We start from the raw sequence: 20,394 nt of genomic DNA, 5'->3' as shown, positions 1-20,394 counted from the left end.
AGATCCCGCTACGAGGACGCGCAGGCTCGCCGATGGAGACGAACCGATGTCCGTGAATTACGCCACCCTGCGTTTCGACTATGAGCGCGCGCCCGATCACGATGCGCCCGCGTCATCGCCTTATCCCGTCGCGGTGATCGGTGCGGGTCCGGTCGGTCTCGCGACTGCCATCGATCTCGCGCAACAGGGCGTGCGCACGGTGCTGCTCGACAACGACGACACCGTATCGAGCGGATCGCGCGCAATCTGCTTCGCCAAGCGCACGCTGGAGATCTTCGATCGCCTCGGTTGCGGCGAACGCATGATGGAAAAGGGCGTGAGCTGGAACGTCGGCAAGGTGTTTCTGCAAGACGAACTCGTCTACACATTCAACCTGCTGCCTGAAACCGGGCACGCGCGTCCCGCGTTCATCAACTTGCAGCAGTACTACGTCGAAGCCTTTCTCGCCGAGCGCGCCATGACGCTCGACAATTTGCACTTGCGCTGGAAGAGCAACGTCATCGGCGTGACTCAGCATGACGATCATGTCGAGCTGCAGGTCGAAACGCCCGATGGAATTTATCCGCTCAAGGCGCAATACGTGGTCGCCGCTGATGGTGCGCGCAGTCCGGTGCGACACGCGCTCAATCTCGACAGCCACGGCCGCACGTTCAAGGACCGCTTCCTGATCGCCGACGTGAAGATGAAGGCGCCTTTTCCGACGGAGCGCTGGTTCTGGTTCGATCCGCCGTTTCATCGCAACCAGTCGGTGCTGCTGCATCGTCAGCCGGACAACGTATGGCGCATCGATTTTCAGCTTGGATGGGACGCCGATCCCGTCGCGGAGAAAGCACCCGAACGCGTGATTCCGCGCGTAAAAGCGTTGCTCGGCGAAGACGCGGAGTTCGAACTGGAGTGGGTAAGCGTCTATACGTTTTCGTGCTTGCGCATGGAGCACTTCAGGCATGGGCGCGTCATTTTTGCGGGGGACTCCGCGCATGGCGTGTCGCCGTTCGGTGCGCGCGGCGCGAACAGCGGCGTGCAGGACGCGGACAATCTCGCATGGAAACTCAGGCTCGTCCTGAATGGCGATGCGCCTCACACGCTGCTCGACACCTACGCGTCCGAACGCGAATACGCCGCCGACGAAAACATCCTCAACTCGACGCGCGCCACCGATTTCATCACGCCGAAAAGCGCGGTTTCGCGGCTGTTCCGCGATGCCACGCTCAATCTCGCGAAGGACTGTCCGTTCGCACGGCGCGTTGCGAACAGCGGACGTTTATCGGTGCCGGCCGTGCTGCGCGATTCACCGCTGAACACGCCCGATCGTGCGGACGATGCCTTCACCGGCGCAATGGTGCCGGGCGCGCCATGCGCGGATGCACCCGTGCGCGTCGATGGCCGCGACGCATGGATGCTCGCCCAAACGCATGGCGGCGCATTCACGGGCATCTATTTCTGCGGACTCGGGCAAGACCCGGACGCCTGCGCGAAAAGCCTCGCGGCGTTGTCGGATGGACCGCTTCCGTTAAATGCGCTGATTGTCGTGCCGAAGGGCATGTCGTGCGCGGCTAAGGGCGTGACGGTGGTGGAAGATGTCGAAGGCATGGTCGCGCATCGTTTCGATGCGCAGCCCGGCACGTTCTATCTGTTGCGTCCCGATCAACACGTGTGCGCGCGCTGGCGCACATTCGATGCCGCGGCGGTCGCGGCGGCGCTCAAGCGTGCAACCTGCAACGGATGAATCGTATGAAGCTCACTCTCGAACTGAATATCGCGGACCACGATGCGTTCTACGAGCGCCTCATCGACACGCACAACGGACTCTCCGACGAGCAAAGCCAGATGCTCAATGCGAAGCTGATCTTGCTGCTCGCCAATCACATCGGCGATGGCGATGTGCTGAAAGACGCGCTGACGATGGCGCGTCACGGTCTCGTCGCGGCTTAGCTTGTCAGCACGATACCCATGCGCTCGCAGATGAACGCGCCGATACTCGCGATGTCGTCGAGCGCGAGTACCGGCAGCGTGGTCTTGAGCGCATCCGGCGCATTGGTTGCAATCGCAACTATCTCGACGTCGGTCTGATAAAGCGGATCGCGACCGGCTGACGGCCGCACCACTTCGAGACGCGGCATCGCCTCGCGCGCGAATCCCTCGACGATCACGAGGTCCGCGTGCGACAGGCGCTTCGCCAGCTCGCTAACCGACGGCTCCTCCTCGCCATGCAACTCGCGCACGATCGCGTAACGATACGGCGACGCGATCAGCACTTCCCCCGCGCCCGCGCGACGAAAGCGCGCACTGTCCTTGCCCGGCGGTTCGAGTTCGATCGAATGATGGCTGTGCTTGATGACGTTGACCGTGAGTCCGCGCGCACGCAGCCACGGCAGCAGCGCCTCGATCAGCGTGGTCTTGCCTTGGCCCGAACGGCCCGCGATGCCGAATAGCGGCGGATGACCTGAACTCATGCGAATGATCGGCTGATAATGATCAGCGGAGTTTAGCTGTTCGATGGCAGGCCGGGTGAAATCGCGCTATCGTCGGGCATTGCCCTTCGGGGCGTGTGCATCGTACGAAAACACGAAACCCGCACGAAACCCGCGTGAAACCCGCACGAAGCCCGCACCGCGCCCCAAGCATTCAGAGGACTCGACATGGCCGAAGACAATCCCAGCACCGCTCTTGCACCGCAGCAGTTCTCCATCGACGTGATGCTCGAAAAATACGCCAAGGGCGATGAGACGCGCGTCGAAGATATCTATCGCCGCGTGGCGCGCGGCGTTGCGCTTGCCGAGCCGAAAGAGCTGCGCGCGAAGACGGAAGCGGAGTTCATCGACAACTTCCGGCGCGGCGCGCTGGGTGCGGGGCGCATCATGAGCGCAGCAGGCGCGGGCCTCGACGCGACGCTCATCAATTGTTTCGTTCAGCCCGTCGGCGACGCGATACAAGGCGTCGACAGCAACGGCCTGCCGGGCATCTATGTTGCGCTCTTGCAGGCCGCAGAAACGATGCGTCGCGGCGGCGGCGTCGGCTATAACTTTTCCGCGATCCGGCCGCGCGGCGCACGCGTGCATTCGACCGGTTCCGCGGCGTCCGGCCCATGCAGCTACATGGATGTGTTCGATGCATCGTGCCGCACCGTCGAAAGCGCGGGCGCACGGCGCGGCGCGCAGATGGGCATTCTCGATTGCACGCATCCGGACCTGCTCGAATTCATCGCGGCAAAACATACGAAAGGGCGCTGGAACAATTTCAACGTGTCGGTCGCGGTGACCGACGAGTTCATGCAAGCCATCGCCGATGACGCCATCTGGCAACTCGTGCACAAGGCGGAGCCCTCGCCTGCGCAACGCGCGGCCGAGGACATGCATCAGCGTGAGGATGGCCTATGGGTGTATCGCGAAGTGCGCGCACGTGAAGTATGGAACACGATCATGCGCTCGACGTACGATGTCGCGGAGCCGGGCGTCGTGTTCATGTCGCGCATGAACGACGACAACAACCTGCGCGCCATCGAAGCGATTCGCGCGACCAATCCGTGCGGCGAGCAGCCGCTGCCCGCATACGGCTGCTGCAATCTCGGTCCGCTGAATCTCACGCGCTTCGTGAACGCGCCGTTCGCGCAGATGCGCGGCGGCGCGCCTTCGTTCGACTGGGACGCCTTCACGCGAACCACGCGCACGCAAGTACGTTTTCTCGACGACGTGCTCGACGTCACGCTCTGGCCGCTCGACGAACAGGCGCGCGAGGCGCAGGCGAAGCGCCGCATCGGCGTGGGCTTCACGGGTCTCGGCGATACGCTCGTGATGCTCGGTCTGCGCTATGACGCGCAGGAAGGGCGCGACTTCGCCACGCGCATCGCGCGCACGATGCGCGATGCGGCGTATCGGGCATCGGTGGAACTCGCGCAGGAACGCGGCGCGTTCCCCCTCTTCGATGCGAAGCAGTATCTGGAAGAGGGCACGTTCGCATCGCGTCTGCCGGAAGACCTCAAGAATGCGATACGCGAGCACGGCATTCGCAACAGCCATCTGCTTTCAATCGCGCCTACCGGCACCGTGAGTCTTGCGTTCGCGGACAACGCGTCGAACGGCGTTGAACCCGCGTTTTCGTGGACATATCAGCGCACCAAGCGCATGGCGGACGGCTCGCGTCAAACCTTCGCGGTGGAGGATCATGCTTACCGGCTGTATCGCGAGATGGGCGGTGACGTGAACACGCTGCCCGATTACTTCGTGAGCGCACTCGACATGTCGGCGCACGATCACATGGAGATGATGGCGGTGGTGCAGCCTTTCGTCGACACGTCGATCTCGAAGACCGTGAACGTGCCCGCCGACTATCCGTTCGACAAGTTTCAGGATCTCTATTTCGAAGCGTGGCGGCGCGGCCTGAAGGGGCTCGCAACCTATCGGCCCAATGAAACGCTGGGTGCGGTGTTGTCGGTAACACCGGAAGAAACGCCGAGCGATTCGCCGGACCCGGAATTCGATCTCGATCCGCTGCGCATCGCAATCGATCATCGGCCGAAGGGCGAGTTGCCCGCGATCATCGAGAAGGTCGAGTATCTGACGCAGGCGGGCAAGAAGTCGCTCTATCTCGCGGTGTCGTTCATCGAAGTGACGGGACGCATCGCGGGAGAGGACGTGACGATCGAACGGCCCATCGAGTTCTTTATCCCGACGGGTCAGCGCGACGAATCGCAGCAATGGATCACTGCGACCATGCGCTCGATTTCACTCGCTGCGCGCGGCGGCTTTGCGGCACGCACGCTGCAGGATATGCGCAAGGTATCGTGGGATCGCGGTCAGGTGAGACTGGGGGATGTCGAACGTCTCGACGGGCATCGCAGTCCGCGCTGGCACGACTCCGAAGTCGCGGCGCTAGCGTATGCGATCCAGCAGATTCTTCATCGCCGCGGTTTTCTGGATGCAGAAGGCAACCAGGTACCGTCGCGCGTGCTTGCGCGCAAGCCGGGCGATAGAACGTCGCATTCGGTAGCTGTAGCCGATGAGCTCGACGACGTAACCGAGGGCATCGCGCAAGGGGAGATCGATCCGCATGGTCTTTCTCAAATGCACGGCCGAAAATGCGCGACGTGTGGTGCGAACGCGGTGATCCGCAAGGATGGCTGCGACTTCTGCACCGCGTGCGGCGAAATTGGCGCGTGCGGTTAAAACTGCTGTTGAGAGAAAAGGCGCAGACGTCTGTCCGCGCCTTTCAGTTCACGCTCACTGCGCGCAATCGCCGCTGCCTTGCTGCGTCTCGTGCGAGACCGCGGGCTCATGCGTTGCGTGCTGAACGAAGGGACGCCACACCGGCGTAACCGACGGGAAAACGTCCAGAGCGGAGAACTGATCGAGGGAAGTGTTTTCGAACATGATGACCTCTTGATTCCTTGCTGACGGCGCTCAACGCGCCGTCACGTTGCCTTGTGTCGCGGAGCCGTTGGCATACTCGACGATCTCGCGATTACGCGCTTCCGCTTGCGCCGCATCACGTGTGCGTTGCTCGCTTTGCGCGGCGATCGCATCGCCCCACATGCTGCGTTCCGGATACGTGTTGCGATTCAGCGCGGGCAGCGAGCCGTTCGAAAAAGCGGCGGCGAGTTCGGCGCGTACCTGAGCGCGAGTCTTCGGCGTGCTGCTCGAACTTTCCTGTGCTTGCGCCGACGTTTGATACGTGCCGGCGTGGCCGATGCCTTGTCCGCTCTCCGCGAATGCCGTAGTTGTGACAACGGCGGAGATGGCTGCGAGAGAAAACCCCGTGACGAGCTGTTTCATGCTGTGCGACTCCTTCTTTCCGAAGCTGCGTGCGGGCAAATGCGGATTGCAATCTGCGGTTGATGCACGCTGCGATAGGGTCGAATGTAGTCGGGCGCTACGGGCGGATAAATGCCATATCAGCGAATAGATTTATCGATTTCGGCGAATAATCGCGCGGAGGCTTGGCAGGCGGACGTTTGCGCTGTGAAAAGAAAGTGCCTATCGAAGCGATAGGCCCGCAATTAGCGCGATCTTCAAGCGAGTTGCTTGTGAAAGAAAGTCGTCGCGCAGAGCGTGCCGTCGGGCTTCAACGCATAGTTCGGCACGACGCCCACGCGTTGCCACCCCGCGCGTTCGTAGAGTCGCTCGGCGTCGCCGCCGGTCACGGTGTCGAGCACGAGCACGGACTTGCCTGCGGCACGCGCGGCATCGTCGGCGGCGGCTATCAGGCGTTGTGCGATGCCCCGGCGTCGTGCACGGCGCACGACCAGCATCTTCGCGATATCGGCGCGATGCGGCTGGTTCTCCGGCTGATCGATGACAACCTGCACCGTACCGAGTACATGTCCTTCATCGTCTTCAGCGACAAGCAGCACGCGTTCGTTACGCGCGACGCTAAGCGCAATACGTGTCCAGAAATCGACGGCCGTTTCGCGCGAGATGGGCAGCATGAAGCTCACCGACGCGCCGCCTTCTACGCAATCGATGAGCACGTCCGCCAGCGCCGCGATGTATTCCGTAGCCTCGTTCGCGCCGACGCGGCGCACGGTGATGTTGTCGCTCATTTTTATTCGTTGTTATTGCGTTGTCGTTGATTGACGACCGTGCGATGCCGCGTCCCGCCGATGATTCGCTATGCAACTACATCCTCGGTGCCCGCGACTTCCGGCGTGCCGTGACGCACGATAACAGGCGCCGGCGTGCTGGTCGGCAGGCAGCGTTCTTCCGCGTCCTTCTGGCCTTGCAGAAGCGGGCAGCGTTCGAACAACTCTGCAGCCCAGTCGACGAACACGCGCACCTTCGGCGACAGATGCCGGTTGTGCGGATACACCGCGGAAATAGGCATCGGCAGCGGATTCCATTGCGGCAGCACTTCAACGAGTTCGCCCGCGCGCAGATGCGGCAACGCCATGAAACGCGGCACCTGAATGATGCCGACGCCCTTGAGGCCGCAGCTCAGATACGCTTCGGCATCGTTGACGGCGATCATGCCGCGCATCTTCACTTCGATGGTCTCGTCGTCGACGACGAAGTCCATGTCCATGATGCGGCCCGTGCGGCTCGAAAAATAATTCACCGCCGTGTGATTCTGCAAATCTTCGATCGTTTTCGGCGTGCCGTTGCGTTCGAGATATTGCGGAGCCGCGACCGTCACGCCCTGAAATACGCCAATGCGCCGCGCGACGAGACTCGAATCCTGCAAGGTGCCCACGCGAATCACGCAATCGACGCCTTCCTGAATCAGGTCGACCGGCTTGTCGCCGAAGCCCATCATCAGTTCGATTTCCGGATAGCGCGTATGGAAATCGCAGAGCTGCGGCATCACGATGAGCCGCCCGATCGCGCCCGGCATATCGACACGCAGCTTGCCATGCGGCCCCTTGCCGTTGTTCGAGAACGAGCCTTCCGCTTCTTCGATGTCCGCGAGAATGCGCACGCAGCGCTCGTAATACGCGGCGCCGTCGGGCGTGAGATTGAGTCGTCGCGTCGTGCGCTGAAGCAGACGCACGTTGAGATGCGCCTCGAGGTTTTGAATGATCGTCGTGACTGACGCGCGCGGCAGATTGAGCGTATCCGCTGCGCGGGAAAAGCTGTTGGTGTCGACGACGCGGGTGAAGACCTGCATTGCTTGTAGCCGATCCATGTTCTCTCACCTTCTTTACTTAGCGGCTCCTGGAATTAAGCGCACGCTAAAGAGTGGCCGATAAAACAATCGCAAGGGATAACCACGATTGTTCGGTGCGACCGAATTGTGTTGCCGGATTATAGGCATTTATTAAAAAAGGCGCGGACTCCAGAATTCGCACCATTGCAACTCATGCGTGTCGGCCTTGCAGCATCGGCCCCGCACCGGAAATAACCATGGCATCACTGTTGGATCTGGAGTCGAGCCCGCGTCTGTGCATCGAAGACGTGCGCATCACGGGACACGCGCAGCCCATCACGCTGCGCAGCTACCGTCCCGCGTCGGACGGCACGATCCTGCCCATTGTTCTGTACTTTCACGGCGGCGGCTTTGTCGGCGGCGGACTTGACGATGCAGACATCGCCGCCGCGACCATCGCCCGCGATACGCCTGCGTGGGTGGTGTCCGTCGGCTATTCGCTCGCGCCCGCGTTTCCGTTTCCAACCGCGCCCGAAGACGGCTATCGCGCCGCGCAATGGGCCGTCGCGCATGCTCGTGCGCAGCGTGCTGACCCTTTGCGAATCGGTATTGCGGGGCACGATGCGGGCGGCAATCTCGCGACTTGCGTGGCGGCTATCGCACGCGATCGAGGCGATATTCGCATGTCCGCCCAAGCCTTGCTCGCGCCGCTGCTCGATCCGAGCATGACGCGCCTCGCCGACGAACGCAAAGTGCTGTGTCCCGATTTCGAGGCGTGCGAGTGCGCGCAGTGGTATCGGGCGTATTTGCCGAATCCGTCGCAACGTTTGCATCCGTACGCCGCGCCGCTCGAATCGCGCCGGCTTCACGGCCTGCCGTCCGCGCTGATCGCGAGCGCCGAGCACGATCTCCTGCATATCGAAGCGGAGAAATATGCGGGCGAACTGATCGCGGCGGGCGTATCGACGGAAGTCACGCGTCATGGCAACGCATCGCATCAGGCGCTGGCCGCGCACCCCGACGCGCTCGCCGATGTGGTCACGTTCTTCAGAAAGCGGCTTGGGCGCGCTAAGCAAGCGCAAGAAAAATAAGCGCAAGGAACTTAAGCGCAAAGAACTTAAGCGCAAGAAACGGCACGCCCGCCACGCACCAGACAACAACAATCTCAACGCAACCGGAGCCTTCATCATGTTCTTTACTCGCAAACGCATCTACGCCGCGCTAGGCGCGACGCTGATCATCGCTGGCGCGGGCGGCTATACCGCATGGCGCGGTCACGGCGACGCGGCGATGAATCAAGCGCAGGCCGCGGCCCATAGCCCGACCGCCACCGAAGTCGATGTGGCCAGCGTCGTCTCGAAGACCATCACCGACTGGCAAAGCTATTCGGGCCGGATGGAAGCGGTCGATCACGTCGATATCCGTCCGCTGGTGCCCGGCACGATCGTCGCCGTGCATTTCAAGGACGGACAGCTCGTGAAGAAGGGCGATCCGCTTTTCACGATCGATCCGCGTCCGTACGAAGCCGAAGTGGACCGCGCGCAGGCGCAGGTCGCGGCGGCGCAGGCGCGTAACGGCTATACGTCGACGGATGCGGCGCGCGCCGAGCGCCTGCTCGCGGACAACGCGATCGCCAAGCGCGATTACGACGAGAAGCAGAACGCAGCGCGCGAGGCCGTCGCGAACCTGAAGGCCGCGCAGGCCGCGGTCGAAACCGCGAAGATCAATCTGGCTTATACGCATATCGTTGCGCCGGTGTCGGGCCGCGTGTCGCGCGCGGAACTGACGGTGGGGAACATCGTATCGACGGGCGCCAATGCGCCGTTGCTGACGACGCTCGTTTCCGTATCGCCGATCTACGCATCGTTCGATGTCGACGAACAAACGTACTTGCGCTATCTCGGCCGCGATGCCGGCAGCCGTGTGCCCGTATCGCTCGGTCTCGCGAACGAGGACGGTTATTCGCGCGAAGGCGTCGTGGATTCCGTCGATAACCGGCTCGATACGACCTCCGGCACGATCCGCGTGCGCGCGCGCTTCAACAATCCGGACGGCTCGCTCGTGCCGGGTCTCTATGCGCGCGTGAAGGTGGGCGGCGGCACGCCGCATCCGGCCGTGCTCGTCGACGATGCCGCGGTCGGCACCGACCAGGACAAGAAGTACGTGATGGTCGTCGACAAGGACAACCGCGTGCAGTACCGCGAAGTCACGCTCGGGCAGACGCATGAAGGCCTGCGCGTGATTTCAAAGGGGCTGGAGCCTGGCGAGCGCATCGTCGTGAACGGCTTGCAGCGTGTGCGTCCGAACGACGTGGTGAAAGCCAAGAACGTCGCGATGGATAACAGCGGCAACGTGCCCGCCGTGAAGACGGCGTCCGCGCAGTAAGCATCACTGCACAGAACCAGAACTCGTCATGAACATATCCAAATTCTTCATCGACCGCCCGATCTTTGCGGGCGTGCTATCGGTGGTCGTGCTGCTGGCGGGCATCATCGCGATGTTCAAGCTGCCGATCTCCGAGTATCCGGAAGTCGTGCCGCCTTCGGTCGTGGTGCATGCGCAGTATCCCGGCGCGAATCCGAAGGTGATCGCGGAGACCGTGGCCTCGCCGCTCGAAGAGCAGATCAACGGCGTCGAGGACATGCTCTACATGCAGTCGCAAGCGAACAGCGACGGCAATCTCACGACCACCGTCACGTTCAAGCTCGGCACCGATCCTGACAAGAACACGCAGCTCGTGCAGAACCGCGTGAACCAGGCGCTGCCGCGTCTGCCGCAGGATGTGCAGCGCCTGGGCGTGACGACCATCAAGTCGTCGCCGACGTTGACCATGGTCGTCCACTTGAACTCGCCGAACGGCCGCTACGACATGACGTATCTGCGCAACTATGCGCTGATCAACGTGAAGGACCGTCTGGAGCGCATTGCGGGCGTGGGCGAAGTGCAACTGTGGGGCTCGGGCGATTACTCGATGCGCGTATGGCTCGATCCGCAAAAGGTCGCGCAGCGCGGCATGACGGCGACCGATGTCGTCAACGCGATCCGCGAGCAGAACGTGCAGGTCGCGGCAGGCGTGATCGGCGGCTCGCCGACGTTGCCGAACGTGCCGCTGCAACTCAACGTGAATGCGCGCGGCCGCTTGCAGAACGAGTCGGAGTTCCGCGACATCGTGCTGAAGACATCGCCGGATGGCGCAGTCACGCATCTGAGCGATGTGGCGCGCGTCGAACTGGCCGCATCGGAATATGGTCTGCGCTCGCTGCTCGACAACAAGTCGGCGGTGGCGATCGCAATCAATCAGCAGCCGGGCGCGAACTCGCTGCAAATTTCCGACGAAGTCCGCAAGACGATGAAGGAACTGCAGGCGGACATGCCGGCGGGCCTGGAATACCAGATCGTCTATGACCCGACGCAGTTCGTGCGTTCGAGTATCGAGGCCGTGATCCACACGCTCGCCGAAGCGATCGCGCTGGTCGTGCTCGTCGTGATCGTGTTCCTGCAAACGTGGCGCGCGTCGATCATCCCGTTGCTCGCGGTGCCGGTGTCGATTGTCGGTACGTTCTCGCTGCTGCTTGCATTCGGCTTCTCGATCAACGCGCTGTCGTTGTTCGGGATGGTGCTCGCAATCGGTATTGTCGTTGACGATGCGATCGTGGTCGTCGAGAACGTCGAGCGGAACATCGAAGCGGGGTTATCGGCGCGAGAGGCTACCTATCAGGCGATGCGCGAGGTGAGCGGGCCGATCATCGCGATTGCGCTGACGCTCGTTGCCGTGTTCGTGCCGCTCGCGTTCATGTCGGGTCTGACGGGCCAGTTCTACAAGCAGTTCGCGATGACCATCGCCATCTCGACGGTGATCTCCGCGTTCAACTCGCTGACGCTGTCGCCTGCGCTCGCAGCACTTCTGTTGAAAGGCCACGACGAGCCGAAGGACTGGCTCACGCGCGGCATGGACCGCGTATTCGGCGGCTTCTTCCGCGGCTTCAACAAGGTGTTTCATCGCGGCTCGGACGCGTATGGCAAGGGCGTAAAGAGCGTCATCAATCGCAAGGCTCTGATGATGGTGGTGTATGCGGTGCTGCTTGCAGGCGCCGTGCTGATGGGCAAGATCGTGCCGGGCGGTTTCGTGCCCGCGCAGGACAAGGAGTATCTGATCAGCTTCGCGCAATTGCCTAACGGTGCATCGCTCGATCGCACGGAAGGCGTGATTCGCGAGATGTCGGCCATTGCGCTGAAGCAGCCGGGCGTGGAAAGCGCGGTGGAATTCCCGGGCTTGTCGGTGAACGGCTTCACCAACTCGTCGAGCGCGGGCATCGTGTTCGTGACGCTCAAGCCCTTCAAGGAACGCGTGCATGACAAGGCGCTGTCGGCGAACGCCATTGCCGGTGCGCTGAATCAGAAGTACGCGGGCATCAAGGGTTCGTTCATCGCCGTGTTCCCGCCGCCGCCGGTACTCGGTCTCGGTACGCTCGGCGGCTTCAAGATGCAGCTGGAAGACCGCGGCGCGCTCGGCTATGCAGCACTCAACGATGCAACGCAGGCGTTCATCAAGCGTGCATCGCAAACGCCCGAACTGGGACCGACGTTCTCGAGCTATCAGATCAACGTGCCGCAACTGAACGTGGATCTGGATCGCACGAAGGCGAAGCAATTGGGCGTCTCGGTGACCGATGTATTCGACACGATGCAGGTCTATCTCGGCTCGCTCTATGTGAACGACTTCAATCGCTTCGGACGCGTGTATCAGGTGCGTGTGCAGGCGGATGCGCCGTTCCGTGCGAATCCGGAAGATATCGGCTTGCTGAAGACACGCAACGCGAATGGCGACATGGTGCCGTTGTCGTCGCTCGTGAAAGTGACGCCGACTTACGGTCCGGAAATGGTCGTGCGCTACAACGGCTATACGGCGGCGGATATCAACGGCGGTCCGGCTCCGGGTTATTCGTCGGGCCAGGCGCAGGCGGCGGCGGAACGCATCGCGGCGGAAGTGCTGCCGCGCGGGATCAAGTTCGAATGGACCGATCTCACGTATCAGCAGATTCTCGCGGGCAACGCGGCGCTGTGGGTGTTCCCGATCAGCGTGCTGCTGGTGTTCCTCGTGCTCGCCGCGTTGTATGAAAGCCTGACGCTGCCGCTCGCGGTGATCCTGATCGTGCCGATGAGCATTCTGTCGGCGCTGCTCGGCGTGTGGCTCACCGATGGCGACAACAACATCTTCACGCAGATCGGTTTGATGGTGCTGGTGGGCTTGTCGGCGAAGAACGCGATTCTGATCGTCGAGTTCGCACGCGAACTGGAGATGCAGGGACGCTCGATCGTGCAGGCCGCAATCGAAGCAAGCCGCCTGCGTCTGCGTCCGATTCTGATGACGTCGATCGCCTTCATCATGGGTGTGGTGCCGCTCGTGCTGTCGTCGGGCGCGGGTTCGGAAATGCGTCACGCGATGGGCGTCGCGGTGTTCTTCGGCATGCTGGGCGTGACGCTCTTCGGTTTGATGCTGACGCCGGTGTTCTACGTGCTGCTGCGCAAGCTCTCGCGCACCGAACACGTGACGGACAAGCATGGCTCGCATCCGCAAATGCGCGGGATCGGCGCCCCTTACGAAGCGCAATGAGGAGGCGCAATGAGGTCGATGATGAATAAGCTACATGTTGTATCGAGTCTGATGGTCACGCTGTTGCTGGTGGCGGGCTGTTCACTCGCGCCCACTTACGAAAAGCCCGACGTCAACGCGCCGTCCGCCTTCAAGGAAACGCCGCAAAAGACGCTCGACGCATTCGAAGCGGGCACGTGGAAGACCGCGCAGCCCTCGGAAGAGATGCTGCGCGGCGAATGGTGGAGCATCTTCGGTGACGCCACGCTCAACGACCTGGAAAAGCAGGCGCAGGACGCGAACCAGAACCTGAAGGCGGCGGCGTCGCGCGTGAAGGAAGCGCGCGCGATCAACCAGACAGCGCGCGCGGGACTCTTCCCGACACTCGATGCGGGCTTCGGCCCGACGCGCGAGAAGTTCTCGCCCGCGTCGCAGTTCCTTCCGGCCGATGGCAACGTGCCCGCGCAAACGCTATGGCGCGCGCAGGCGAGCGCATCGTATGAAGTGGATCTGTTCGGCCGCGTATCGAACTCGGTGCAGGCCGCCAACGCCGACACGCAGCAGAGCGAGGCGCTGTTCCGTTCGGTGCAGCTCGCGTTGCAGGCGGACGTCGCGCAGAACTACTTCAATCTGCGCGAGCTGGATGCCGAAACCGATGTCTTCACGCGCACCGTGCAGTTGCGCGAGGAAGCGCTCAAGCTCGTGCAACGGCGCTACACCGAAGGCGACATCAGCGAACTGGACGTGGCGCGCGCGAAGTCGGAACTTGCGACGGCGCGCTCGGACGCGATGACCGTGCAGCGCCTGCGCGCGGCGTCGGAACATAGCCTCGCGGTGCTGCTCGGCAAGGCGCCCGCCGAGTTCTCGATGGCCGCGAACCCGCTCAAGCCGGTGACGGTGCGCGTGCCGCCGGGCCTGCCTTCGTCGCTGCTGGAGCGTCGTCCGGATATCGCGGCAGCGGAGCGTTCGATGGCTGCGGCCAATGCGCGGATCGGCGTGGCGAAGGCCGCGTTCTTCCCGTCGCTTACGCTGACGGGCTCGGGCGGCTTCGAATCGGCGACGCTCGGCGATCTCTTCAAGTGGTCGAGCCGCACGTTCTTGCTGGGTCCGTTCGCGGGCACGGCGCTCAATCTGCCGATCTTCGATGGCGGCCGTCGCAAGGGCAACCTGGCGAACGCGCGTGCGGTGTATGAAGAGGATGTCGCGAATTATCGCCAGCAGGTGCTCGTCGCATTCCGTGAAGTGGAGGACAACCTCTCCGATCTGCGCATCCTCGAAGACCAGACCGCGACGCAGGACGATGCCGTGAAAGCGTCGGTGCGCGCCGCGCAGCTCTCGCGCACGCAGTACACGGAAGGCGCGGTGAACTATCTGGACGTGATCGATGCGGAGCGCACGGTGCTTCAGACGCAGCGCGCGTCGGTGCAATTGCAGGGCACGCAGGCGGTATCGACGGTGAATCTGATCCGCGCGTTAGGCGGCGGCTGGGGCGATGCGCACCCGACGCCGGTGCCCGAGCCGAGTCTCGCGCAAAAGTGACGTGAGTGATGTGAAAAATGGCCTTGCTTCAAGCAGGGCCATTTTCTTTAAGCGCTGGTTCTAAAGAAAGACCGGCAGACGAAGCGGATTGTTCGTCTCAAGGAACATATGTCTTCACCGGCGGAGCGTTTATCCGCGAGGCTCATTTCCCTAAAATTCTGTTTATGGGAATGGGAGCCGGTAATGAAAGACTTGATAGCAAAACAACTGTATCAGCCGGCGGTGGTGTTGCCACTGCTACTGTTGACGCGCCTGATGGTCTCGCTCGACTTCAATCTCGCGCAGGTGATGTTCGTGGTGGTGCTCAAGGGCTCGCAGCATGTGTGGCATGTGGCGCTGCGCTATACGGTGGCGCGTCAGCGCAATCATGCAGCGGCGAAGCATCTGCCCTGCAATAACTGCTGCTGAAGCGCGCACAGCAATTCAGTTCAGTAAACCTCGGGCACGTACATCTCATCCGGCACAGGCTGGCGCAGATAATCGGGATTGAACACACGATCGGGCAGCGTAATCGGCTGATGTTCGATCTCGTGATACGGCACCTGGCTCAACAGGTGATGAATGCAGTTCAGGCGCGCACGCTTCTTGTCGACAGCCTGTACGACCCACCACGGCGCCTCCGGAATGTGCGTGCGCTGAAGCATGACTTCCTTGGCCGCGGTGTAGGCCTCCCAGCGGCGGCGGCTTTCCAGATCCATCGGACTCAGTTTCCACTGCTTGAGCGGATCTTCGATACGCGCTTCGAAGCGCACTTCCTGTTCGTCGTCGGTGATCGAGAACCAGTACTTGACGATCTGAATCCCACTACGCGCCAGCATCTTTTCGAACTCCGGGCACGAGCGGAAGAATTCCTCATACTCTTCATCGGTGCAGAATTGCATCACGCGCTCCACGCCCGCGCGGTTATACCAACTGCGATCGAACAGCACGATCTCGCCGGCGGCGGGCAAGTGCGACACATAACGCTGAAAGTACCACTGCGTGCGTTCGCGGTTGTTCGGCGCGGGCAGGGCGGCCACGCGGCACACGCGCGGATTGAGCCGCTGCGTGATGCGCTTGATCGCGCCGCCTTTGCCGGCGGCATCGCGCCCTTCGAAAATCACGACGAGCCGGTGTCCCGTATGCACGACCCAGTCCTGCAGTTTCACGAGTTCGCCTTGCAGGCGAAATAGCTCGCGGAAATAGGTCTTGCGTAGCTGGCGCTCTTCTTCCGAGAAAGTCGATTCGCCGTCGAGAAAGCGATCGTCGACTTCCATCTCGAACTCTTCGTCGTAGCTGTCGATGATGTCGGCATGGAAACGGCGCTGCTTGTCCGTCTTGTTCATGAAGGGCTCCGTGAGCGTTCTTGGGCTGCCGCCGTCTTATGACGGCTCGCGGTGCGGGTCGGCCCGCGTCGGCCGATTGTGACGGTAATCGATGTCAGTCGTATGACAATGACGTTTCATTGTAGAAGCGCCGCGCGCGGTCTTGAAGGCGGCGCGCGTTATGACGCATGGGCGCGCGCCGTTAGAATGGTCCGTCACTTCAATGGCATGCCGATGGCATTTTCCAATTCTTCAGCGAGAACACGATGACCGACACCCCACGCGCCCTTCAGAGTTTCGATGAAGCCCGCACGGCACGCCTCGTGCCTTATGACCGTCTCGTGGACACGCTCGCCGCCACGATGCTCGATTACGCGGCAGGACGCATCGTCAGCCCGGAGCGCATGGTGGTGCCGATCGAAGGCGGCGTGATGCTGTCGATGCCCGCGAGCGCCGCCGATCTCGCGATGCACAAGCTGGTCAACGTATGCGCGGGCAACGGCGCGCTCGGTCTGCCGACGATTCACGGCCAGGTCACCGCATTCGACGCCGCCACCGGCGTGCCGCAATTCATGCTCGATGGTCCGACCGTGACGGGCCGCCGCACGGCAGCCGTGTCGATGCTTGCGATCCGCGCGTTGCATGGCGGCACGCCGCGCGATGTGCTCGTGATCGGCACGGGCAAACAGGCGGCGTATCACATCGAGGCGCTCGCGGCCGTCTATCCCGATGTGCGCATTCGCGTGCAGGGCTCGCGTCCCGAACGCGCGCGCGCATTCGTTGAGGCGCATGCGTCGGTGTCGGAGAATCTCGCCGCGCTGGACGAGCCTGCGATTCCTGAGTCGATCGATGTCGTCATCGCCGCGACGACGAGCAAGACGCCTGTATATACGATGCCTGCGCGCGCGGGACGTCTCGTGATCGGCGTGGGTGCTTTTACGGCGGATGCCGCCGAGATTGGCGCGCAGACGATCCATGCAAGCGATCTCTATGTCGACGATCTCGCCGGCGCGCGTCACGAAGCGGGCGATTTCATTCTGGCGGGAGTCGATTGGGCTTCGGTGCATCCGCTCGCCGAAGCGCTTGCCACATCGTCAAAGCAACTGAATGCCGCGCGGCCCGTGATGTTTAAATCGGTTGGCTGTGCGGCGTGGGACCTTGCTGCATGCCGCGTGGCGCGCGCGCTTTTGTCAGATTAAAACGCTCGATCGCAATAAAGCGGAGCATCGTAGCGATTCGGTTGGAACGGTATTTGCTGATTGTTTGCCCATTGACGATTGAGGCGCGATTTGACGCCGAAGCAATTCAGCCAGCGAACCAACCCATGAAAAGTCGATACGACAGCAAATGGCACCCGTGGATCCCCGCCCGCGACGACGGGCGCGAAGGCGGCGGCGCGGGGCATAAAGATCGCCCCGCAGCGCGCCAGACGGCCGCAGCGCCGCCCGCCGCTTACTTTATCTCGGTTCTGGAGCTTGCCACCGGCGAGAAGCTTGGCCAGGACGAGCGCGTGCGCGCTGTCGCAATGCTGGAAAGCCAGTTCGGCGCAGGCCGGCCGCGCACGTTGAAGGAAGCGGTGCGCATCTGCGCCGCAGCCATCGATTCATCGACGCTGCAACGCATGGCGCGCGGCGCCAAGGCTTAAAAAAATCTCTTACGGCGAAGCGCGTTTTTTCATATCGATGTAAAACGCGCGCGCTTTCTTCCGAAAGATCGGCTAAAAACGCGCGGTCGTTCGCATCGTCACTTGACGGTCTGAATCACTTCAAAGCCTTCGAACTCGGGATGACCGAGATACAGCTGACGCGTCTCGCCGCCCGCATTGCGATGCGCGGCGCGGAACGCATCCGAACGCGTCCACTCCTCGAAGGCTTCCTTGTTCGCCCAGATCGTGTGGCTCGAATACAGCACGTGATCGTCCTTCACCGGCCCCTTGAGCAGATGAAATTCGACGAAGCCCGGCACGTCCTTGAGATGCGTGTCACGGCTGGTCCAGAGGTGTTCGAAGTCGGCCTCGGCGCCGGGCACGATCTTGAAGCGATTCATGGCGATATACATATCGATGCGTTTCCTTTGCGGCAAGCGGGCCTGGATTTGACAACAGAAGGCGAAGGCGTCAGTCGCGCGACAACTCGACGATCGTTTTGAAGCCGCCGAAGAACATGCGTTGCGGATCGAACGGCGGTGTGCCGTTTTCCATCATGGCTTTCAGGCGCGGGTCTTCCATTACTTTAGCGTTGACGCTGTCGCGTTGTTCGCGCGATTCGTAGACGATATACGAGAACACCACCGTCTCGCCTTCCTTCATTTGCACGCTTTGCGGAAACGAAGTGAGCTTGCCGGGTTTGACGTCATCGGCGAGGGTCTCCACGAACTGCAACGCGCCGTGCTCAAGCCAGATTTTGCCGGCTGCTTCGGCCATTGCCTGATACGCATCGATCTTGTCGAGCGGCACGGGTACGACGAATCCGTCCACATAGTGCGCCATGTGAGTCTCCTGAATGGAAGTGCAAGCAAGTTTGCGCATCGGTTGCGCTGCATGCTTGGAGCGGTTCGAACGCTTCTAAGTTCAGGCGGGCTTACACGGTGCGTTGAGCGCCCACGCGTCGGTGCGGGATTGCCGCGAAAGCACCGTCGATGACATTGGCGCGAAGTCCATCGCATGAATCGACGACAGCGGCTGGCCGAGCGCATGCGCCACGGCCGCTTTCACGACGATCGCATGCGTGACGACGATGCAGCGCCCGCACGACTCGTCGCATTCGATACGCGCCATGCGGTCGATCACGCGCGCAGCAAGCATCGCGATGCTTTCGCCGCCGTGCGGCCGCGCGTGCGGATCTCGCAGCCACGCAGCGATATTGTCCGGCTCGCTCTCGCCGACCGTGCGGACCGAATGTCCGCGCCAGCGCCCATAGTCGATATCGTCGAACGCGGGATCGATCTCGAACGACCGAGCAATACGCGCTGCCGTTTCGCGCGCGACGCGGGCGGGGCTCGCGATCACGCGCGCCGTGTCGTCGGCGTGAAAGGGCGCGGGCGCGTGGCTTTCCGCGGGCTCGTCGCCGGTGGGAAAGTGGCCGGTTTTCATCGCGCGCGTGGCGGCGTGGCACAGCAGAATGAGTTTCAATGGAATCGATGGCGCGGTCGAGATCGTTTTACTTTGCCGGCAATCATCATAGAATGGCAAGCTTGCAGTGCGAGGAAGCCGGTGCAAGCCCGGCACGGTCGCGCCACTGTGAGCGGTTCGTCAGCCGAGGAGCGAGACGCCGCGAGTCAGACCCCGCTGCAAGCTCTTCGTCAATCGGGACGCGCTTTTCCCTGGAGAACCACCATGAATGCTTCCAACGCGCCGGTCTTCTCATCGCCGGTTTCCCCGTCGCTCGACGCACCCGTGCCCATTCCGGTGCGCGAAGTGTTGCCGTGGGCCGTCTTCATCGGCCTCATTCTGCTGATCGCGATCTATTTCGTCGGCGCGGAGCAGGGTGCGACGTCGATCATCTCGGGCATGTACGTCCACGAATTCGTTCACGACGGCCGGCATCTGCTCGGCTTTCCGTGCCACTGAGGACGCAACATGATTCGCAGCTTGTTGATACGCGGCATGATCGCGGGACTCGTCGCGGGCCTGATCGGCTTCGGTTTTGCGCGCACGTTCGGCGAACCCTCCGTGGCTCGCGCGATTGCGTTCGAGGAACAGCATGAGCATGCCGCAGGCGCACATGAGCACGCGGATGCGCACGCACACGCCGATGCCAGCGCGGCAACATCGCACGATGCGCACGATCATGGCGACGAAGAACTCGTCTCCCGCGATACGCAAGCCGGTCTCGGCCTGCTGACGGGCGTCGCCGTATTCGGCACCGCGCTGGGCGGTCTTTTTTCGCTGGTGTTCGCATTTGCTTACGGACGGCTCGGCGCGTTGCATGCGCGCGGTACGTCGGCGCTACTGGCGTTGTTCGGCTTCGTGAGCGCGGCCATCGTGCCGTTTCTCAAGTACCCGCCGAATCCGCCGGCGGTCGGCAATGCCGAGACCATCGGGCCGCGTACCGCGCTGTTCTTCGGCATGGTGGCGATTTCGATCGTGGCCGCGGTGCTCGCCGTGCGTTTGCAGCGACGCCTGCAGGCGCGGCACGGCAACTGGAATGCGACGCTCATCGCCGGGCTCGCGTATGTCGTCGTGGTGGCGGTGGCGCAGGTCGCATTGCCGCGCATCGACGAAGTGCCCGACGGTTTCTCGGCTTCGCTGCTGTGGAATTTCCGGCTGGCCGCGATCGGCATTCAGGCGCTGATCTGGACGACGCTCGGCCTCGTGTTCGGCGCACTCGCCGCGCGTGAACTGGAACGGCCTGCGGTGAGGCGAATGGCTGCGGCTTGATAGAG

At 62.4% G+C, this 20,394-nt stretch carries 21 protein-coding genes and 1 riboswitch; of the genes, 12 read left to right on the top strand and 9 right to left on the bottom strand.

Annotated features, from left to right (window positions below):
- The first annotated feature begins 46 nt into the window (after nt 1–46).
- Nucleotides 47–1,726, top strand: coding sequence for an FAD-dependent oxidoreductase (locus tag BRPE64_RS18475; protein WP_016355034.1), 1,680 nt, complete (start codon nt 47–49; stop codon nt 1,724–1,726).
- Nucleotides 1,723–1,932: a DUF2783 domain-containing protein gene (locus BRPE64_RS18470; RefSeq protein WP_051180463.1), complete on the top strand. Its 210-nt coding sequence runs from the start codon at nt 1,723–1,725 to the stop codon at nt 1,930–1,932. Before BRPE64_RS18475 ends, BRPE64_RS18470 begins: the two co-directional genes overlap by 4 nt.
- Here the strand turns inward: BRPE64_RS18470 and mobB are convergent.
- Nucleotides 1,929–2,453 carry a molybdopterin-guanine dinucleotide biosynthesis protein B gene (gene mobB / locus BRPE64_RS18465; RefSeq protein WP_016355032.1) on the bottom strand — a complete coding sequence of 175 codons (525 nt, stop codon included), beginning with the start codon at nt 2,451–2,453 and terminating at the stop codon, nt 1,929–1,931. The two genes, BRPE64_RS18470 and mobB, sit on opposite strands and share 4 nt — an antisense overlap.
- Nucleotides 2,454–2,639: 186 nt before the next feature.
- On the opposite strand from mobB, the gene BRPE64_RS18460 reads away from it, so the two are divergent.
- Nucleotides 2,640–5,162: an adenosylcobalamin-dependent ribonucleoside-diphosphate reductase gene (locus tag BRPE64_RS18460; protein ID WP_016355031.1), complete on the top strand. Its 2,523-nt coding sequence runs from the start codon at nt 2,640–2,642 to the stop codon at nt 5,160–5,162.
- 54 nt (nt 5,163–5,216) lie between these two features.
- Here the strand turns inward: BRPE64_RS18460 and BRPE64_RS33465 are convergent, their stop codons facing one another.
- The 4 genes from BRPE64_RS33465 to BRPE64_RS18445 all read right to left on the bottom strand — a co-directional run bounded on the left by BRPE64_RS33465 (nt 5,217) and on the right by BRPE64_RS18445 (nt 7,614).
- Entirely contained in the window at nt 5,217–5,366 is a 150-nt protein-coding gene (locus BRPE64_RS33465; protein ID WP_016355030.1) for a hypothetical protein, read from the bottom strand.
- 30 nt (nt 5,367–5,396) lie between these two features.
- Nucleotides 5,397–5,768: a DUF4148 domain-containing protein gene (locus BRPE64_RS18455; RefSeq protein WP_016355029.1), complete on the bottom strand. Its 372-nt coding sequence runs from the start codon at nt 5,766–5,768 to the stop codon at nt 5,397–5,399.
- 236 nt (nt 5,769–6,004) lie between these two features.
- Nucleotides 6,005–6,535 carry a GNAT family N-acetyltransferase gene (locus BRPE64_RS18450; RefSeq protein ID WP_016355028.1) on the bottom strand — a complete coding sequence of 177 codons (531 nt, stop codon included), beginning with the start codon at nt 6,533–6,535 and terminating at the stop codon, nt 6,005–6,007.
- A 68-nt stretch (nt 6,536–6,603) separates the two neighbouring features.
- Complete coding sequence (locus tag BRPE64_RS18445) at nt 6,604–7,614, bottom strand: LysR family transcriptional regulator (RefSeq protein WP_044042455.1); 1,011 nt, start codon at nt 7,612–7,614, stop codon at nt 6,604–6,606.
- A gap of 218 nt (nt 7,615–7,832) precedes the next feature.
- On the opposite strand from BRPE64_RS18445, the gene BRPE64_RS18440 reads away from it, so the two are divergent.
- The 5 genes from BRPE64_RS18440 (at nt 7,833) to BRPE64_RS18420 (ending at nt 15,115) form a co-directional block, all read left to right on the top strand.
- The gene (locus BRPE64_RS18440) at nt 7,833–8,666 is read left to right on the top strand and encodes an alpha/beta hydrolase fold domain-containing protein (protein WP_044042454.1); all 834 of its coding nucleotides are present in this window, start codon (nt 7,833–7,835) and stop codon (nt 8,664–8,666) included.
- 97 nt (nt 8,667–8,763) lie between these two features.
- Nucleotides 8,764–9,960, top strand: coding sequence for an efflux RND transporter periplasmic adaptor subunit (locus BRPE64_RS18435; protein ID WP_044042453.1), 1,197 nt, complete (start codon nt 8,764–8,766; stop codon nt 9,958–9,960).
- A gap of 28 nt (nt 9,961–9,988) precedes the next feature.
- On the top strand, nt 9,989–13,189 hold the full coding sequence (locus BRPE64_RS18430; protein ID WP_016355024.1) for an efflux RND transporter permease subunit: 3,201 nt from the start codon (nt 9,989–9,991) through the stop codon (nt 13,187–13,189).
- A gap of 9 nt (nt 13,190–13,198) precedes the next feature.
- Nucleotides 13,199–14,707, top strand: a complete 1,509-nt coding sequence (locus tag BRPE64_RS18425; protein ID WP_044042452.1) for an efflux transporter outer membrane subunit — start codon at nt 13,199–13,201, stop codon at nt 14,705–14,707.
- 183 nt (nt 14,708–14,890) lie between these two features.
- Nucleotides 14,891–15,115 (top strand): hypothetical protein, encoded by a 225-nt coding sequence (locus BRPE64_RS18420; protein ID WP_016355022.1) that lies wholly within the window; start codon nt 14,891–14,893, stop codon nt 15,113–15,115.
- Nucleotides 15,116–15,135: 20 nt separating this feature from the next.
- Here the strand turns inward: BRPE64_RS18420 and ppk2 are convergent, their stop codons facing one another.
- Nucleotides 15,136–16,032: a polyphosphate kinase 2 gene (gene ppk2 / locus BRPE64_RS18415; RefSeq protein WP_016355021.1), complete on the bottom strand. Its 897-nt coding sequence runs from the start codon at nt 16,030–16,032 to the stop codon at nt 15,136–15,138.
- A 245-nt stretch (nt 16,033–16,277) separates the two neighbouring features.
- On the opposite strand from ppk2, the gene lhpI reads away from it, so the two are divergent.
- Nucleotides 16,278–17,210, top strand: a complete 933-nt coding sequence (gene lhpI / locus BRPE64_RS18410) for a bifunctional Delta(1)-pyrroline-2-carboxylate/Delta(1)-piperideine-2-carboxylate reductase (protein ID WP_016355020.1) — start codon at nt 16,278–16,280, stop codon at nt 17,208–17,210.
- Nucleotides 17,177–17,656 (top strand): hypothetical protein, encoded by a 480-nt coding sequence (locus BRPE64_RS18405; RefSeq protein WP_232519279.1) that lies wholly within the window; start codon nt 17,177–17,179, stop codon nt 17,654–17,656. Before lhpI ends, BRPE64_RS18405 begins: the two co-directional genes overlap by 34 nt.
- Before the next feature lie 98 nt (nt 17,657–17,754).
- Here BRPE64_RS18405 and BRPE64_RS18400 read toward each other — a convergent pair whose 3' ends face one another.
- The 3 genes from BRPE64_RS18400 to BRPE64_RS18390 all read right to left on the bottom strand — a co-directional run bounded on the left by BRPE64_RS18400 (nt 17,755) and on the right by BRPE64_RS18390 (nt 19,141).
- Nucleotides 17,755–18,069 carry an antibiotic biosynthesis monooxygenase family protein gene (locus BRPE64_RS18400; protein ID WP_044042451.1) on the bottom strand — a complete coding sequence of 105 codons (315 nt, stop codon included), beginning with the start codon at nt 18,067–18,069 and terminating at the stop codon, nt 17,755–17,757.
- Nucleotides 18,070–18,127: 58 nt separating this feature from the next.
- Nucleotides 18,128–18,499, bottom strand: a complete 372-nt coding sequence (locus tag BRPE64_RS18395; RefSeq protein ID WP_016355016.1) for a DUF1428 domain-containing protein — start codon at nt 18,497–18,499, stop codon at nt 18,128–18,130.
- 81 nt (nt 18,500–18,580) lie between these two features.
- The gene (locus tag BRPE64_RS18390; protein ID WP_044042450.1) at nt 18,581–19,141 is read right to left on the bottom strand and encodes a histidine phosphatase family protein; all 561 of its coding nucleotides are present in this window, start codon (nt 19,139–19,141) and stop codon (nt 18,581–18,583) included.
- A gap of 48 nt (nt 19,142–19,189) precedes the next feature.
- Nucleotides 19,190–19,316: riboswitch (cobalamin riboswitch) on the top strand.
- Nucleotides 19,317–19,345: 29 nt separating this feature from the next.
- Here BRPE64_RS18390 and BRPE64_RS18385 point away from each other — a divergent pair.
- Together BRPE64_RS18385 and BRPE64_RS18380 are read left to right on the top strand one after the other, a co-directional pair.
- Complete coding sequence (locus BRPE64_RS18385) at nt 19,346–19,579, top strand: CbtB domain-containing protein (RefSeq protein ID WP_016355014.1); 234 nt, start codon at nt 19,346–19,348, stop codon at nt 19,577–19,579.
- Nucleotides 19,580–19,588: 9 nt separating this feature from the next.
- Nucleotides 19,589–20,389, top strand: a complete 801-nt coding sequence (locus tag BRPE64_RS18380; RefSeq protein ID WP_016355013.1) for a CbtA family protein — start codon at nt 19,589–19,591, stop codon at nt 20,387–20,389.
- The last annotated feature ends 5 nt before the right edge of the window (nt 20,390–20,394 follow it).

This window comes from Caballeronia insecticola (assembly GCF_000402035.1).
Taxonomy (GTDB): Bacteria; Pseudomonadota; Gammaproteobacteria; order Burkholderiales; family Burkholderiaceae; genus Caballeronia; species Caballeronia insecticola.
This window is presented reverse-complemented; position numbering and strand designations above follow the sequence as displayed.